Origin of the sequence: Aliivibrio sp. S10_S31, from assembly GCF_014694495.1 — a bacterium.
In the GTDB taxonomy this organism is placed as follows: domain Bacteria; phylum Pseudomonadota; class Gammaproteobacteria; order Enterobacterales; family Vibrionaceae; genus Aliivibrio; species Aliivibrio fischeri.
In genome coordinates, this window is the sequence record NZ_JAAUWR010000025.1 from 41600 (window position 1) to 58458 (window position 16859).

Here is a 16859-nt window from a genome sequence, read left to right on the forward strand (position 1 = left end):
CAATAGTTGCGTTAAAAATTATTATTGTAGACTGACAACTTATAAGATTTTTTGCCTTACTCTTAAGTGATTTTCCTGCGTAATAAATAGGTCATCTAATTACTTGCATTGGTATAAACACAAACTCCCCTGAACCCTGCGACCGATCTGAACCCTAGAAATCAAAGCTTAGCAGCAATCATTGCTTCTAATTTACCTTGGTCAACCGCAAAGTTACGGATACCTTCAGCCAGTTTCTCAACTGCCATTGCGTCTTGGTTATGATCCCATAGGAACTCTGCGTGAGTCATTGCTGCAGGACGGGCTTTGTTGCTGTTTGTATCAACCAGTTTCTCAACCACTTCACCTGTTGCTTCTTCAAGTTCTTGAAGTAGGTTAGGGCTAATTGTTAGGCGGTCACAGCCTGCTAATTCAAGGATTTCACCAATGTTACGGAAGCTTGCACCCATCACAACTGTGTTGTAGCCATGTTCTTTGTAGTAGTTGTAAATACCAGAAACTGAAACAACACCTGGGTCTTCACTTGGCTCAAAGTCACGACCTTCTTTCGCTTTGTACCAGTCCATGATACGGCCAACAAATGGAGAAATCAGATAAACACCCGCTTCAGCACATGCGCGAGCTTGAGCAAAAGAGAATAGAAGAGTTAGGTTACAGTTGATGCCTTCTTTTTCTAGGATCTCTGCAGCACGGATGCCTTCCCAAGTAGAAGCCAGTTTGATAAGGATACGGTCATTAGTAATGCCTGCATCGTTGTACATTTTGATCAGTTGACGTGCTTTTGCCACACTGCCTTCAGTATCGTAAGAAAGACGAGCATCTACTTCTGTTGAGATACGCCCAGGTACGACTTTAAGAATTTCTTTACCGATGTTAACTGCAAGCATGTCGCAAGTATCTTGAACTTGCTGCGCTTTGTCGTTGCTTTGCGCTTTAGCGTATTCAATCGATGCATCGATTAGTGGTGCGTATTCAGTAATTTCTGCCGCTTTTAGAATTAGAGAAGGGTTCGTTGTTGCATCTTCAGGCGTGTACTTTGCGATTGCTTCAATGTCACCCGTGTCAGCTACTACTGTTGTTAGTTTACGAAGTTGCTCTAGTTTAGTTGTCATACTACTTACCCTTACTTGTCATATGCGATTTAGCACATTCTTTTAAAGTCCGTCTCGCTTCCATCTGTGCTTGTTTGAGCAAATGCGATGGTAGTGAACATTTGATAAGGTGATAATTGAGCTTTCCGTCGAATAAGTCAATGGTAAATCGAACATTGTGTGAAGATACATCCATTTTTATCTGAATATTTGAGCGTGATCGTTTGCGCAAACCATTAGTGAAAAATTAAAAAAGTTAATTAAAAATACGAAGAAAGTACTTATCTGGATGAGATTAAGAAAGAGTGGAAGTGCTGAGGTGTGGTGAGAGATAAAAAAGGCTGACACATAGCCAGCCTTAAATTCATTTATGCAGTTAAAGCCTATAATGCTTCAAGTTCAGTTGGGCTTGATTTTGATTTTTTACTCACCTTTAATTGTTGAGTTATCTCTTTAATAAGCCTTTCTTTATCAGGGTTTTCTGAATTGTTTGAGTATTTAGCATGGCTTAATTTCTCAATGAGCACTTTGACTTTATCTGTATCGATTCCTTTTGCTTTCCAGTCATCAGCATGGTCTTGAATGATCTGATGTGCAAGTATGGTATTGTCTGATTTAAGTGCCGTAATTAATACAGAAATATCACTGTTTGATATAGCATGATTGGATGTAACCGTTAATGTTTCTTTGCTCACACTGTTTCGCGTTTTATACCAAGCAATAAGTGTTAATAGCCATAAAATAGCAAAACCTAGGGTGGTATAAGGCCAAATACCGTGATCAACTTCTCGTTTTATTACGGTTTTCGATTGCTCATTTGTTTGCTGCTCGATCATTTGCTCGCTTTTTTGACTGTTTGGTGTCACGGTTAGCGCTAATGAATCTAATTTTGCGACTTCTGCCTTGTGCGTTTTACTGTTCCACCATTGAATCGATACCGCTGGTAATTCAACTTGGCCCGATGTATGTGGAATGATCACTTGTTTAATGGTCATCACACTATTCCCTTGGTTGTCTTTACCAATGGTCGGCTTTTCGTCGTACATACGAACTGATTTTGGATAACTAATATCGATAGATGGTAATTTTTCTGGTGGTACATCAGCCATCATTAAGGTGATTTGGCGAGTAATGGCTGTGCCAGCTTCAACCTCTGTGTTGGTTAGGATTTTGCCATCAACGAGCCATTGCTGACCTAGTTTCAAATCACTGGTTGGTAACCAAGTGCCTTTGTAATCAGATGGTTTAGTTAATACATTAATTGAGTATTGTTTTGGGTTTATGTTTAATGGAATTAACTTGGTGCTACGACCGTAACGATCGGTTTGTATTAATCCACCCGTAAAAGCCAAGCCATCAAAGGTTAATTTACCTGCTTTGTTTGCGCTTAGACTAAATACCTGTTCAACCACCGTTGCTTGTAAACCATCAATAACCGTTTGATATTGTTTACTTTCACCAATAGGAGAAAATTCAACACCGTTTCCTTGAGGAGTAATGATATTTGGACCTTTTAAACGACGAATATCAGCAAAGATGGCTATTTTGGCATTAAATTGTGCCGTTTCACCTTCGTAAAGTTCGTTTTTACTTAACTCACCGCTGACTTTGATAATATCGCTGCTTTTTGGTGCCGTTGCGTCTTTATTTACGCGAATGTTGATTGGGTTTGTTTGTTCACCTGCAACCTCCATACTTGGAATGGTTAATATCCCCATTTTGGTTGGTGCAATCGATACAGTCCATTGGCTTTGAACACTGTAATCGCCATTAACTAATGAACGAGAGCTACTAAAGCTGACTTGGCCTGAGCGAAAATCCGGTCCGAGCTGGCTAATATCAAACTTACTTTGGTCTGCGCTTTTATCTACTGACACCATTAGTTGAATAACTTCGTTTTCAGTAATGTTGTTTTTGCTAACGGTTGCAATAGCTTGAGCGTTGGCATATGACACCCCGCTAAGAGTTAGGGTAATCAGTAATAGTATTTTCTTCATCAGTGATGTTTTCATTATTGAAGATTGGTAGTTTAAGTGTTTTTTCATCGGTATTACCATTCGTTCTCAGAAGCTTGTGGTGGCTCTTGTTGTTGAGCTTGTAAATAGAGTAGGGCACGAAGCAGTTCGTCTTCTTTAGCACCAGATTGCTCTAGTTTTTGTAAACGTGGATCCGTTGTTTTTGCATCGCTATCAACTTGACCTTGCTGAGACTGCATTTGAGCTTGCTTCTTCTCTTTGTCAGCGTCGCTTTGCTCTTTTTGCTTATCGCTTGCTTGTGCTGATTTTTCTTTCTCTTTCTGTTCTTGCTGCTTTTTATCTTGAGCTTGTTGTTTCTGCTCTTGAGAAGAAGCATCGGATTTTTCTTGTTTATCTGATTTTGACTCGCTCTCAGATTGTGATTTATCCTTCTGCTGATTCTGCTGATTCTGCTGATTCTGCTGATTCTGCTGATTCTGCTGATTCTGCTGATTCTGCTGATTCTGCTGATTCTGCTGATTCTGCTGTGAATCTTGAGATTGTGAGTCTTTAGAATCTGAAGATTGATCAGATCCGTCCTTATTATCTTGCTTATCTTTATTCTGATCTTGCTCTTTATTGTCTTTGTTTTTATCCGATTGTTTATTCTTATCGTTTTGCTGTTGCTGTTGCTCTAGCGCTTTATTGACGATATCCAAATTGGTTTTAGCATCCTTCATGTCGGGATGGGCTTGCAATAAAGATTCATATTGAGCTTTAGCATCTTCAAGTTGCCCATTTTGCGCTAAGGCATTCGCAAGATTATATTGCGATTGAACATCACTAAGGCCAGTTAAGCTTTCAATCGCGCCTTTATAATCTTCCGCTTTATATTGAGCCGCTCCTTTCCATTGTTTGGATTGGAACTGTTCACTGGCCGCTTGATAATCTTTTTGCTCATATTGTTGGTGAGCGTTGTAATCGTTTGATAACAACGTATTCGCCATGGATTTATCAACAGGCAACAATACAAGCAATAAAGCTAAAATCATTCCTTTTCGAAAAGCAAATAATGAAAGTAATACAATAGGGAAGAGTAACCAGTATCCGTGGTTTGCACGACTGTTCACTTGTGTATCACTGTTTTTTGTTACTTGCTCTAAAGGTGTTTTGGTTAACCGAACGATAGCATCAATGTCGCTGTTATCCGATTGGATAAGCTGTGCTACACCATTCGTTTCCGTCGCTATTTGCTGTAATGGTTGTGGATCGAGTTTTGCGACGACCGTTTTACCCGTGTTATCCGTTAATAATTGTCCATTAGGCAGCTCGATAGGTGCACCATTAGTGGTACCGACACCCAATAAACTAATACGCCATTTAGTGCCATCAACTAATGCGGTCACTTTTTCAAGTTGTGATGAGGAAATACCGTCAGTTAAGACAACGATATCGCCTTGCTGATGGCCAGATTTTTTCATCATCTCAATACTTTGATTGATTGCTGCAGATAAATTACTTCCTTTCCCTTTATAAGGCATAATTTCAGGGGATAGGTTAGTAATGAGATTATCTAACGTTTTGCTGTCACCTGTTAACGGACTTACTAAATAACTGCTGTTGGCATAAGCCACTAACCCTGTCATGCCTTCTTTCCAGTAAGGCAGAAGATCTTTAGCTTTGTATTTTGCTTGGGTTAAACGGTTAGGTTTAAGATCCGTCGCATACAAAGAGCGAGACATATCCATGACAAGAATTCGAGCACCAGAAAGCTGAAAACTCGGTGTTTCTTTATAGCCAAAACTTGGTCCAGCAAGTGCTGTTGTCACACAAAACCAAATAACGCTGAGTCCGTATAAAAAACCATGGCCGTTCTTTTTTTGAACCATGCCAAGTTGTTTTGCTATGTGTGGGGCGATTAAGCCGCCGTGATGTTGGTTTTTTCGTTGAATAACAATTAAAGCTACTAATGGTATGAGGGCTAAAAACCACATCGGATAGAGAAAAGTAAAATTAGCCATGGCGTTTTCTTACTCCAACAATAATGAAAAGAACAAACAAATAGCCCATTAGTGGGTAACGGAACCACTCTTCATGGGGACGCCAAGTTTGTGTTGCTTGAGTCACAGGCTCTAATGCATCAATGGTTTGATAAATTTCTGCAAGTTCATCGGCGTTACGAGCACGGAAGTATTGTCCGCCAGTCATTGTCGCAATCTTGGTTAAGGTATCTTCATCCAGATCACGAGCGGTATTTACCGTTTGTTTTCCAAAGAATCCACGTACTTGCATTTCACCAGCGCCAATACCAACGGTGTAAATCTTGGCATGATTATCTTTTGCCAGTTGTGCTGCTTCTAATGGTTCTAGTACACCTGCCGTATTAGCACCATCACTTAATAAAATAATGGTTCTTTGCGGTGCATTACTTTCAATAAAGGTTTTGGTTGCCAGCCCTAAGCCTTCACCAATTGCGGTACGTTGGCCTACAAGATTTAGCACGGTACGATCTAATTGTTCACGTACCGTGTTTCTATCAAAGGTGAGGGGCGTTTGAAGATAAGCGTGATCACCAAACAGCACCAAGCCAAGGCGATCGCCTTTACGTTGGTCAATAAAATCGGACACCACTTGCTTAACAGCGGTTAAGCGGTCAACAAAATCACCATTACTGGTTTTCATGTCTTCTTCAGCCATGGAACCAGATAAATCCACCACCAGCATCATGTCTCTGTGCTCTGGTTGAATATCCACAGGTTCACCATACCAGACAGGACGTGCAAGTGCCGCTACCAATAAAAGCCAAGCCAATGATAATAAGCCGATATTAATGCGTTTATTCGGTTGTTTGTATTCACCTTGGTCTGGTAAACGAGGCAAATGAATCGCTTCGCCAGCTTCTTTTTCTGGCATTAAGAAATAGATCACCAATGGGATTGGCAAGAAAAACCATGCCCACCACCACATAAATTCAATCATGTTTTGCTCCTTGCTCTGCTTTTTGTTGTTTTGCAGGCAATGCATGAATCAACCAGTAACGCACATCATCATAAAAGCGTTTTTGATTGGTTTCAGATAAAGGCACTTTGCCGTATAAGGCTTTCTCTAGCATTTCTGAGCGAGTAGCAAAGTGAACATTGGCTTGTTTTTTTGTCGGAAGCTTTTGTTCAATAAAATTCCACCAAGCGAGTCCATGCAGTGCTGCAATTTGCTGACGAGAGAAATGGCTCAATGCCGCTTGTTTTAATAGCTTTGCTATATCACGCGTTTGTTCCGGCTTTAATTTCTCTAATTCTGATAAAGCGACACGTTGAAGGCGTCGTTTTTTTCTATAAGCCATAAAAGCCCAAACAAGAAGAGCAATACAAGCAATAATAAGAAAAATGAATCCGTAACCTTGCCATGACAGCGAGAAGCTTGGTGCTTCCGGTAAATGTAAATCCGCTAAAGGCAATGGGGCGGACGGTGATGCAGCATTTGGTGTTGCTGTTGAAGATAAAGACATTAATTACTTCCTTTATCCTGTGCAGTGGTTAATTGGTTTAATAAAGGAAAACCTGACGATAGGGTATGTAAATGAATGCCCAATTGCATTGCCATGTTTTGTACATACGCTTTATGTAGGTTCGCCTGTTGTTGTAAGGCATTTTTAGTGGAAAGAGAGGAGAAATCTAACCATGCCGAACGTTTGTTATCAGAGACATGCTCTACGCCATTAAAACGGGTCACCCCTTGCTCTAATGGATCGTTTATCATCACAAACTGAATGCGATTGTGTTTGCTTAATTGACTGAATATCGCTTTACAATCGTCCGTAAGTGCGTAGAAATCACTGATGATGACAATTTCACTGCCTTTTGGACACAAACGTTGTAACTGCTGCAATCCTTTAACAAAAGAATCTGTTTGTTGCGTTGTCGTTTGCTCTGTATTTGATGTCGTTGTGTTATGACGCTCAATGATCTTTTGAAGAAATTGTAAGACCACTTTCTGACGAGAAGAGGGCTTACAATCGAGTGTCGATTTACCATCAAAGATGATCCCACCAACGCGATCTTTTTCAGCTAAGGTTATCCAACTCAATAAACTGGCAAAATGCGCAGCTTGAACGGATTTGAATAGAAGCTGTGAACCAAAACGCATGGTGTCACTGACATCTACAAAAAGCATGGTTGGTTGTTCTCGTTCTTCACTGTAGAGCTTGGTATGTGGCTTTCCTGTACGTGCAGTTACACGCCAATCAATAGAGCGAATGTCATCCCCCGGTTGATACTGGCGTACTTCAGAAAAATCCATGCCACGGCCTTTTTGACGGCTTTGATGACTGCCATTCATTTTTGACCATACAGATTGTGCTGGCGGTAACCACTGTAATGAGTGGTTCTTGTAGTGAACCAACTCATTAAGTGACAAGGTAACGCCATTGCTGTGTGGTGGCAGTGTTAGTGTATTTGTTTTCTTCACAATATCTGCTTATGTCGAATTAACGTTTAGCAATGTGTCTTGATTAAATTAAGACGCCGCTACCATTTGTAATAAACGCTCAATGACTTTATTTGCCGTTGTGCCTTCTGCTTGCGCTTGGAAACTTAATAGCAATCGGTGACGTAACACAGGATAAGCCATAGCTTGAACATCTTCAGGGCTTACGTAATCACGACCAGCTAACCATGCATGTGCACGAGCACAACGATCTAACGCTAATGTCGCACGTGGGCTAACCCCCATTTCAAGTTGGTTTGCTAACTCTTGGCAGTATTGCGCAGGCTTACGTGTCGCCATCGTAATACGAATAATGTACTGCTCAATTTCAGGTGCCATGTAAATGGATAACACTTCTTTACGAGCACTGAAAATCTCACTTTGCGCTAATGGTTGTGGTCTTTGTGCTTGTTCACCTAATGCTTCCCCACGATTTAAACGAAGAATGGCTAGTTCGTCTTGTGCGCCAGGGTAATCCACATCTAAATGCATTAAGAAACGATCAAGCTGCGCTTCTGGTAGTGGGTAAGTCCCTTCTTGTTCAATTGGGTTTTGCGTTGCCATGACTAGGAATAGCTCAGGCAGTTGATAGGTATTTCGACCTGCTGTAATTTGTTTTTCAGCCATGGCTTCTAGCATCGCCGCTTGGACTTTGGCTGGCGCACGGTTAATCTCATCAGCCAATACTAATGAGTTGAAAATAGGACCCGGTTGGAACGTAAATTCACCGGTCTCTTGACGGTAAATATCGGTACCGGTTAAGTCTGATGGCAATAAGTCAGGAGTGAATTGAATACGGTGGAAATCTCCCTCAATAGAGCCTGCCAAAATTTTAACTGCACGCGTTTTTGCAAGACCCGGAGGACCTTCAACTAAAATATGACCATCTGCAAGTAGGGCAATTAATAACTGCTTTACTAAATCTGGTTGACCAATGACTTGAGATTCAAGGTAAGTTTGTAATTGTTGAATTTTTAACGCTGGCATAGTTCACCCAATGTCTGGATTGTTTAGTAATTATTGTCTGTGACTCAATAAAGCCACATTAGTTCCTAATAAGATTGGGTTTAGTTCGAAATTATTCAACTATTTAATTAATGAATGTTTTTATAATTATTTATTAAAGCTATGAAATGTACGGTCGTTATATAAAGGGTCTATTTTAGCTGTGGAAAAATTATGATTAATCTAACAATAAAACAGAAACTCGTCGCCGGTATCGTTATCGCTATCATTGCTTCAACTTCTCTTGTGGGTATTGTCGCCCAAAAAAAAGCGTACGAAACTTTAGATGAAAGGCTAACCACGCTTGAACTTCCTACCATTCTCGACCAAATTGGTGGAGAAGTAGATAAAGAGGTGGCAGTACTTTCTGCTGCTGCTGAGCAAATGTCTAATAACCCTTTCATTATCGATGCTATTTCTGATCCTTACATCTCTCCTGAAGACCAAGATTTTCTTATTGGTCAATTAAATAAACTAAAACAACAACATAATCTAAATGATGCATCTGTTGCTAACCGTCAAACAGCAAACTATTGGAATCAGGATGGTTTTTTACGTCAACTAAACAAACAACAAGACGGTTGGTTTTTTGGGTTCACACAAAGTGGCCCTGAGCGTATGTTGAATGTATTTACTGAGCAAAACGACGAAGTAAAACTGTTTGTTAATTTCCAACAGCTAAATGGCGTTTCAATGGCTGGTTTATCTAAATCATTAGATGATATGGTTGCTTTGTTAAATGGATTTAGAATTGAACAAACGGGTTTTGTTTATTTAATGGATGGTGACGGTAATATCAAAATCCATAAAAACAAAGCGATTATGGGCAAGCAAACCATTAAAGATGTGGTTGGCTCTGCTGAAGCATCGGTATTACTGACAAAGAAAAACTTCAATCTAAGTCGCATGGAAAAAGGTGGCCAAGAGATCTTTATCGCTTCGCATTACATTCCTTCAATGGAGTGGTTTATTGTTGCTGAAGTGCCGGTTTCTGAAGTGTTTGAAAGTTTGCATGCCTCTACCCAAGATATCATTATGTGGATTGTGGTGATTATTGCGGTATTTGTCTCTTTAGCGATTTGGGGCGCAGGCTCAATTACTAATAAACTGAACGAGCTTGCACATCGCTTTAAAGAACTAGGTGAGGGGGAAGGTGACTTAACGCATCGTATCGAAGTGAAAGGTAATGATGAAATCACGGAACTTTCAAAAGGCTTTAATAGTTTTGTCGAGAAAATTCACAATACGGTTTCTGAAGTGGTTGAAACCGGTCATGTATTACACACTACGGCTGAGAACGTAGCATTAAAAGCAACATCAACACGTGATAACAGTGAAATGCAGCGTGACCAAACGCTTCAAGTAGTAACGGCTATTAACCAAATGGGCAGTACGATTAACGAAATTGCATCCAATGCGGCGAATGCAGCACAATCAGCAAGTAAAGCGGAAGCAAGCACTCAAGATGGTCGTCAAACTGTGATTGATTCTCGTGATGCAATTACCCAACTTGAAGGTGATTTAGTTCAAGTGAGCCATGTGGTGGAGCAATTAGCGGGTACAACACAAGATATTGGCTCTATCCTTGACGTTATTCGTGGTATTTCAGAGCAAACCAACTTACTTGCGCTAAACGCAGCCATTGAAGCTGCTCGTGCTGGTGATCATGGTCGTGGTTTTGCTGTGGTTGCAGATGAAGTTCGTCAACTAGCAAGTCGTACATCAGAATCGACGGATGAAATCCAGAAGATGATTGATCAACTGCAAAACGAAGCGAAAAATGCGGTGGATGCGATGGAAGCAAGTCACAGTGTAACGGCTCGTGGTGTTGAATCAGCAGATAGTGCAACACAAGTGTTAGCGGGTATTGCAAAAAGTATCACGGATATTTCTGATATGAATACGCAAGTGGCAACGGCAACAGAAGAGCAATCTACTGTGGTTTATACGATTAACCAAAATATCGAAGAAATTAATGGTATTAATGAGTTAACCACCGCTACAGCACAAGAACTTGCGGATTCAAGTCAACAATTGAACGCACTTTCACAACGATTAGATCAATTAGTTGGTGCTTTTAAAGTCTAACAGACGGCTTTAGGTTTACCTTTTGAGGGGTTCTCTTGTAGAATCCCCCTAATTGTTTTTATGAATTGAGAAAATAATCATGAGTGATTTTGAAAAAGAACTTCAAGAAATGGTTCAACAAGAAGCTGATAAACCAGAAGAAGCGTTGCCATCAATTGAAGAGCAAAAAGCCATTGTTGCTGAGCTAAAACGTCTTGAAGAAGCGGGTGAGTTAACACCAGAAGTACTTGAAGCACACTTTGGTAAATTCAGTGCTGACGATAGCGCACCAATCCATTAATTTGAGATTGAATCCATAAAAAATGCCAGCGAATAAATGCTGGCATTTTTGTATCTAAGACATTGGTATTTAAAACATGGCTATCTTAGAGTTTGGTATGGATTAAATTAGAGTAGAAAGCATTCCGATAATACCGCCGAAAATACCCCCCCAAACTACAAGCCACCCTAGGTGATTTTTGATCATATCCTGAACCATTTCTTTCACCATTTTAGGGGTAAGTTCGTTTAGGCGTTGGTCAATAATATCCTCAATCGTCGATTGAATGTCTTCCATCATTTCTGGCGCTTCAAGCTCTTCTTTTAGTGCTTGTTTAAACTGCTCTTGCTGGCTGATCTCAGTAATTGATGCTTTCATTTTTTCAATAAACGGTTCACGCATTGGATCAATGGCTTCTTGACCACCAAACATTGCAAGCATGCCACCAAATTGAGAGTTCATGATCACCTCAACCAAAGAATCAAAGGCTGGTGAAAGGTCGATCTTATCAATCACAGGCTCTAGATTAATGTTTGTGGCAGAACTCATTTCATTTGATAAGAACTTATCTACGTTGGCTTTGGTGAAGAACTGATCCATCATCAAACGCTTAATGCTGGCTTTAAACTCTTCAAAGCGTGCAGGAATAACCCCTGAACCATAAAGACCAGGAACTTTTTCAAACAACATGTGAATAGCAAGCCAGTTTGTTAATGCTCCAGAGAAAGCAAATAGGCCAATATAATAGAGTGTATTTTGTTGCGTGTAATAACCAACACCTAACAAGATTAACGAAATCAAGTTAGTAATCATGCTTTTATTTAACATAGTTATCCTACATGAGTTAAACCAAATATTTTTGTGAAGTTTATCAGTTAGTAAAAGCGTTCAACAAGCGAAAATATGTTTTTCAACGTACAGGTTGAGTGTAAACTGTCGATATATATATATTAACGATTACATTGGGAGTGAAAATGAGTATTTGGAAACGTGAGATGGATTTAACTGTCTTAAACACGACGTCTCGTAATACCTTGATGGAAGCGTTAAGCATTGAATATTGTGCATATGATGATAATTCGATTACTGCATCTATGCCTGTGACTTCGACGGTTCACCAACCACTAGGTATGCTTCATGGTGGAGCATCAGTAGCATTAGCTGAGTCTGTTGCTTCTATCGCGGCAAACTGGTGTGTTGATGAATCAAAATATTGTGTTGGTCTAGAGATAAATGCCAACCATATTAGAGCTGTACGTGAAGGAACTGTTTTCGCCACGGCCAAGCCTTTACATTTAGGTGCAACCACCCACGTTTGGGTGATTGATATTAAAGATCAACGAGACCGCTTAGTCTGCACAAGCCGCTTTACTGTGGCTGTGATGAAAAAGAAAAAGTAGCGACTTGTTGTGGAGAAAGAATATGGAACAAAATGAAATTTTAAGTCATGCTCACGAGTTACCAAAAATTCCGAAAGTGATCCGTGAAATGATGGAATTGGTAAATGATCCTGACGTTGAGTTGCAAGATTTATCAAAAACAATTTCACTTGAGCAAGTGGTGAGTGGTCGTGTATTACGTTTGGCTAACTCTGCGCATTTCTCGCGTGGTAAGAGCGTATCATCAGTTAACCAAGCGGTTGTACGCTTAGGTCTTGAGCCGCTTAAAACTCTGATTATTGCTTCTTCGCTTGTCAGTGCTTTTCCTTATGTTGAAGTGATTGATCTAGAAAATTTTTGGCAAGAAACTTTTGAAGTTGCGGTATTAAGTAAGGCTATTGGTGAAAGTTGTTCAGTTAATCCTAATGACGCTTTTACTGCGGGTATGCTGCATAACATCGGTGATTTGATGATTTATACCGTTATGGCAGATAAAGTTCCTGAGATCTTTGAGAAAATGGAAGCGGGTAGCTCGAAAGTTAGTGCACAACGTTCAACTATCAATACGGACAGTGCAGTTTTAGGTGCTAAATTGGCTGAGAGTTGGAGTTTCTCTAAAGAGTTGGTTTTTGCTATTTCTGAACAATACGAACCAAAAGTTGATAACATTTATTCTCCACTGGCAGCAACGGTTCGTTTGGCGAATGCGATTAATCGTGAGTGGGATAAACTTGAAACACGTGATGCTAAAAAAGTATGGCTTTCTGAGCAGATCGAAGTGGATATTTTATTTGTGAATGAGAATGTGATTGAGCACATTGATGAAGTAAGAGGTTCGGGTGTCGAAATGGCTCGATTAGTTGTGTAATCATGCAAAAAGAGTGGATGTTATCGGCCTTAATTGGCGCTTTTTGTGCGATTGTTTCTTATTTAACTCCGGGCTTTATTGTTAGTAAGTTTTTTGTTGTTGTTGCTGTTTTCTTTTTGGCGAAAGCGATTAGAGCTATTTTCTATTCACTAAAACATCGCCAATATGAAATGTAACTATTGTTAATCAAAGTCTAATGGGCTTTTCGTTCCTGAGAAGTGTAAGCCTATTACGTGAGTATAAATTTGGGTCGTTTTGATATCAGAATGACCCAATAATTCTTGTATTGTCCTTAGATCCCCACCTCGTTCTAAAATTCGTGTCGCAAAGCTATGCCTAAATGTGTGACTGCTGGCTTTCTTATCTATCTCAAGTTTTTTTATTGCATTGGTTACTTGCTTTTGAACGCTTCTATCTAACATGTGATGTCGACGACGCTGGCCTGAACGTGGATCTTTGCTGATCTGTTTTGATGGAAATACATATTGCCAACCATAACTTTTTGCTCTGTGAGGGTATTTTTTTGCAATGGCATTAGGTAGATAAACTTCATCATCACCATTTATCGCATCCATTTTATGTTGTTGTTTCACAAAGGCGAGTTGCGTTTTAAGCTCTGGAATGATGCTCTCGGGTAGTACAGTCGTCCTGTCTTTATTACCTTTCCCGTTTCTTATGGTGATGGTTTTATGGATAAGATCAATGTCATCGACTCTTAGCCTTAATGCTTCGTTTATTCGTAAACCGCTTCCATACATAAGCTGTGCTATCAGCTTAGTGGGGTGGTTAAGTTCATTTATAACGGATATAGCTTCACTATGAGAAAATACTGTTGGCAATTTAGTCGCTTTTTTAGAACGCTTAAATTCAAGGTTATCGACTGATTGTTGTAGATATTCACGACATAAAAATATGAGTGCGTTTAAAGCGGTTTTTTGTGTATTTGGTGATACGTTTTGTTTAACGACCAAATGTTCAAGGTAGTCTGGTATATCAAAAGCGTTAATTTCGTCTTTTGATGTGTAGTTGTTATGACGAATGAAGCAACTTATCCAATATATGTATTGTTTCTCTGTGTTATAAGCTAGTGCACGTGTTCGAATGAAGATTCGAAGCTGATCGGTGAAACGTTGCGAATCAGGTTTTAGATCTAATGGGATATCCATTTTGCTTTGTACGTGGTGGTTAATGGTGTATTGAGTGTAAGTTACCTCACTAGAGTTTCAATTTGGGTTCGTATATTTGAAGGTTAGATTAAATTTTAATGGAATTGTCAGTTTAATCAGTTACATGCATGTGAGGATAAAAGTGAGATATACGAACCAATTACGTATAATTCTTTTGAAATTTCAGTGGTTTTAGGTGCTAGGTTATTGGTTTTGAAATAGAATGTTGAGTTTATACGTACAGAAATATATTCAGTAGAGATTACGAATGTGGTGGGTATAATTAAATGTTAGGCCTTTTTTAATTAATCAGAAGTTTAATAAGGATTTCTATGTCTATAGAAAAATGGAATGAAATTTGTGCTCAAGTGTCGGTTCAGATGATTGAACACGTTAAGTCGTATATAACACCAATTTCTCGAGTTATATCTGATGGCGAAGGGGAGCACCTAGGCACTGGTTCGTATTTTGAGCTAGATGGTGATAGATACTTAATTACAAATGAGCATGTTGCGAAGCACTTAAAAACAAACTCTCTTACACATAAGTTTTGGAATAATGAAAATATATTTAAATTGACTAATCCATCAATTTCTTTATCACATCCAGTCGATGTGGCAATAAGTAAAATTGATGATAATAACTGGGGTGTTTTAGAGCATGAGTCATTAGCCATTCCTTTTGAGCGTTTTTCTAAGTCTCATAATACTGTTGAACATGAATTGTTATTTTTTGCAGGTTATAGTGGTGAGAGGTCAAACTTCTACTTCGGATTTATGAATACACCGGGGACGCCTTATTTGACACAAGAACTGCCTTTGCCTACTACGGTTCCAGAAGCAGACCCTAAATATCATTTTGCGCTACATTATAGTCCCGACAAAGCAACTAGTGTTGATGGAACTTCTAGTCTTCCTGATCCCCATGGATTTAGTGGCTCATTAGTGTGGGATACTAAAGTAATGGCTTGTATCAAAGAAAACAAAGAATGGAGTCCTGAATTAGCAGAAGTAACTGGTATTGTTTGGGGTTGGCCATCAGCAGAAGCATGCATACTGGTAACAAAGGTGGAACATTTGAATCTAGCCACCTTAAAAACTAACCCACCGAACAATGCCTAACAAATGCATCAACACGATTTGCTACATTCGGCATTCTAGATTTCTTTTTGTTTACCGTATTTAGTGGTAAATTTGGCTTAGTTTGCATGGTAGCAAACGTGTTATGCAGGCGTTATAAAGCAAAAAGGGAGTTTTAAGTATGTCATTGAAGCAAGTAGGGAAAACTGATATTCAAGCTAAACATAAAGCGACTTGTCATTGTGGTTTCGTAGAATTAGAACTCTCGCTGCCAAATGGTATTGAAAATCCGCGTCGTTGTGATTGTTCTATTTGTCGTAGAAAAGGTGCGATTGTTGGTTCAGTCAATTTGGATGGAATTAAGATCTTAAAAGGCAGCGAATACCTAAAGCTATATCAATTTAATACTGGTACAGCGAAGCATTATTTTTGTTCTAATTGTGGTATTTATACTCATCATCAACGTCGTTCAAATCCCAATGAATATGGTTTTAATATTGGTTGCTTAGAGGGTGTGAATCCTTTTGATTTAGGCGATGTTGTAACTAATGATGGGGTTAATCACCCAGCCGATAGGTAGCTTTATAACAATCGCATCAACACGATTTGCTACATTCGGCATTCTAGATTATCTTTGGGTTTACCGTATTAAGTGGTAAATTTAGGCTTAATTTGCATAGTAGCAAACGTGTTATGCAGGCGTTATGTTTCTAAAGGGAAAATATGGATATTAATCGTATCGCTCAGATAATCTGCTCTGTGGCTGAGAGTGAAAATAAAGAACTATCTGATATTTCACAGGAAGGTATATTTCATATGCCTGAGTTAGCTTTTGCATATGAATGCGGTAAGGCAATTATCAAAGAATCAAAGAGTATCTTTGGTGAAACGACAGTTGAATGGTGTAGGGAATGCGATCTTAAAAATGGCGGACCAACTGATTTAGTTTTTAAATTGGATTCTGGTTATACCATAGCAATTGAATTTAAGTTGCGAGATACAACGACAGCATATCAAAACGATATTGAAAAACTTGGTCGGATCAAAGAAGAAAAGTGTATAAGATTATTCTGTGCTCTAGTCGACGTATTTAACCATCAATTACCTGATGATGGTCGTCAAGCATATATTGAATGTTTACCTAATTATCAAGTAAAGCCACTTCATAAAGTAACGTTCGATACCAAACAAAGTAGGTATGTAAAACCTGTATCTTGTGTAGCGTGCGTTTGGGAAGTTGGTCAGTCGTTGTAGGGCGAAACATAACAATCGCATCAACACGATTTGCTACATTCGGCATTCTAGGTTTCTTTGAGTTTACCGTGTTAAGTGGTAAATTGAGCTTAATCTGCATGGTAGCAAACGTGTTATGCAGGCGTTATAAGCACCGATTTATTAAGGTTATTTGAGCCAGAGGTAAAGGTTTGAAATTTTCTACGCGTTCAGCGAAAGATAGTGATTTTGAGTTCTTATTTGAACTTAAAAAG

Annotated in this window: 17 protein-coding genes; 8 read left to right on the top strand and 9 right to left on the bottom strand. The window is 39.3% G+C overall.

Translation table 11 applies throughout. The features are described from left to right. Positions 1-161: 161 nt before the first annotated feature. The 7 genes from tal to HC728_RS17720 form a co-directional block, all read right to left on the bottom strand. Positions 162-1112 (bottom strand): transaldolase, encoded by a 951-nt coding sequence (gene tal / locus HC728_RS17690; RefSeq protein ID WP_190395830.1) that lies wholly within the window; start codon positions 1110-1112, stop codon positions 162-164. A gap of 362 nt (positions 1113-1474) precedes the next feature. Beyond that, entirely contained in the window at positions 1475-3136 is a 1662-nt protein-coding gene (locus tag HC728_RS17695) for a BatD family protein (RefSeq protein ID WP_190395831.1), read from the bottom strand. 5 nt (positions 3137-3141) lie between these two features. After that, positions 3142-5067 (bottom strand): VWA domain-containing protein, encoded by a 1926-nt coding sequence (locus tag HC728_RS17700; protein ID WP_190395832.1) that lies wholly within the window; start codon positions 5065-5067, stop codon positions 3142-3144. Beyond that, the gene (locus tag HC728_RS17705) at positions 5060-6025 is read right to left on the bottom strand and encodes a VWA domain-containing protein (protein ID WP_054775816.1); all 966 of its coding nucleotides are present in this window, start codon (positions 6023-6025) and stop codon (positions 5060-5062) included. The genes HC728_RS17700 and HC728_RS17705 overlap by 8 nt, the downstream gene beginning before the upstream one ends. Beyond that, positions 6018-6551, bottom strand: coding sequence for a DUF4381 domain-containing protein (locus tag HC728_RS17710; RefSeq protein ID WP_190395833.1), 534 nt, complete (start codon positions 6549-6551; stop codon positions 6018-6020). The genes HC728_RS17705 and HC728_RS17710 overlap by 8 nt, the downstream gene beginning before the upstream one ends. Next, the gene (locus tag HC728_RS17715) at positions 6551-7510 is read right to left on the bottom strand and encodes a DUF58 domain-containing protein (RefSeq protein ID WP_063652012.1); all 960 of its coding nucleotides are present in this window, start codon (positions 7508-7510) and stop codon (positions 6551-6553) included. Before HC728_RS17715 ends, HC728_RS17710 begins: the two co-directional genes overlap by 1 nt. A 48-nt stretch (positions 7511-7558) precedes the next feature. After that, complete coding sequence (locus tag HC728_RS17720; protein WP_017019697.1) at positions 7559-8515, bottom strand: MoxR family ATPase; 957 nt, start codon at positions 8513-8515, stop codon at positions 7559-7561. A gap of 192 nt (positions 8516-8707) precedes the next feature. Between HC728_RS17720 and HC728_RS17725 the strand changes: the two genes are divergently transcribed. Beyond that, positions 8708-10621 (top strand): methyl-accepting chemotaxis protein, encoded by a 1914-nt coding sequence (locus HC728_RS17725; RefSeq protein WP_190395834.1) that lies wholly within the window; start codon positions 8708-8710, stop codon positions 10619-10621. A 79-nt stretch (positions 10622-10700) separates the two neighbouring features. Further along, positions 10701-10901 (top strand): hypothetical protein, encoded by a 201-nt coding sequence (locus tag HC728_RS17730; protein ID WP_005422950.1) that lies wholly within the window; start codon positions 10701-10703, stop codon positions 10899-10901. 102 nt (positions 10902-11003) lie between these two features. Here the strand turns inward: HC728_RS17730 and HC728_RS17735 are convergent, their stop codons facing one another. Then, positions 11004-11708 carry a DUF445 family protein gene (locus HC728_RS17735; RefSeq protein ID WP_012535630.1) on the bottom strand — a complete coding sequence of 235 codons (705 nt, stop codon included), beginning with the start codon at positions 11706-11708 and terminating at the stop codon, positions 11004-11006. A 146-nt stretch (positions 11709-11854) separates the two neighbouring features. Between HC728_RS17735 and HC728_RS17740 the strand changes: the two genes are divergently transcribed. The 3 genes from HC728_RS17740 to HC728_RS17750 are packed head-to-tail and all read left to right on the top strand — an operon-like array spanning position 11855 to position 13303. Continuing rightward, positions 11855-12280, top strand: coding sequence for a hotdog fold thioesterase (locus tag HC728_RS17740; RefSeq protein ID WP_005422946.1), 426 nt, complete (start codon positions 11855-11857; stop codon positions 12278-12280). 22 nt (positions 12281-12302) lie between these two features. Next, positions 12303-13127 carry an HDOD domain-containing protein gene (locus tag HC728_RS17745; protein WP_063654150.1) on the top strand — a complete coding sequence of 275 codons (825 nt, stop codon included), beginning with the start codon at positions 12303-12305 and terminating at the stop codon, positions 13125-13127. Between the two features lie 2 nt (positions 13128-13129). Continuing rightward, positions 13130-13303: a hypothetical protein gene (locus tag HC728_RS17750; protein ID WP_005422942.1), complete on the top strand. Its 174-nt coding sequence runs from the start codon at positions 13130-13132 to the stop codon at positions 13301-13303. Positions 13304-13309: 6 nt separating this feature from the next. Here the strand turns inward: HC728_RS17750 and HC728_RS17755 are convergent, their stop codons facing one another. Beyond that, positions 13310-14293, bottom strand: a complete 984-nt coding sequence (locus HC728_RS17755; RefSeq protein ID WP_065622284.1) for an integron integrase — start codon at positions 14291-14293, stop codon at positions 13310-13312. 332 nt (positions 14294-14625) lie between these two features. Here HC728_RS17755 and HC728_RS17760 point away from each other — a divergent pair, with 332 nt between their 5' ends. The 3 genes from HC728_RS17760 to HC728_RS17770 all read left to right on the top strand — a co-directional run bounded on the left by HC728_RS17760 (position 14626) and on the right by HC728_RS17770 (position 16626). Beyond that, positions 14626-15414 (top strand): hypothetical protein, encoded by a 789-nt coding sequence (locus tag HC728_RS17760; RefSeq protein ID WP_190395835.1) that lies wholly within the window; start codon positions 14626-14628, stop codon positions 15412-15414. Positions 15415-15559: 145 nt separating this feature from the next. Then, positions 15560-15952 (top strand): GFA family protein, encoded by a 393-nt coding sequence (locus HC728_RS17765; protein ID WP_176713264.1) that lies wholly within the window; start codon positions 15560-15562, stop codon positions 15950-15952. A gap of 143 nt (positions 15953-16095) precedes the next feature. Next, a complete protein-coding gene (locus tag HC728_RS17770; protein WP_155663177.1) occupies positions 16096-16626 on the top strand; it encodes a hypothetical protein in 531 nt (176 codons plus the stop codon). Positions 16627-16859: the final 233 nt, after the last annotated feature.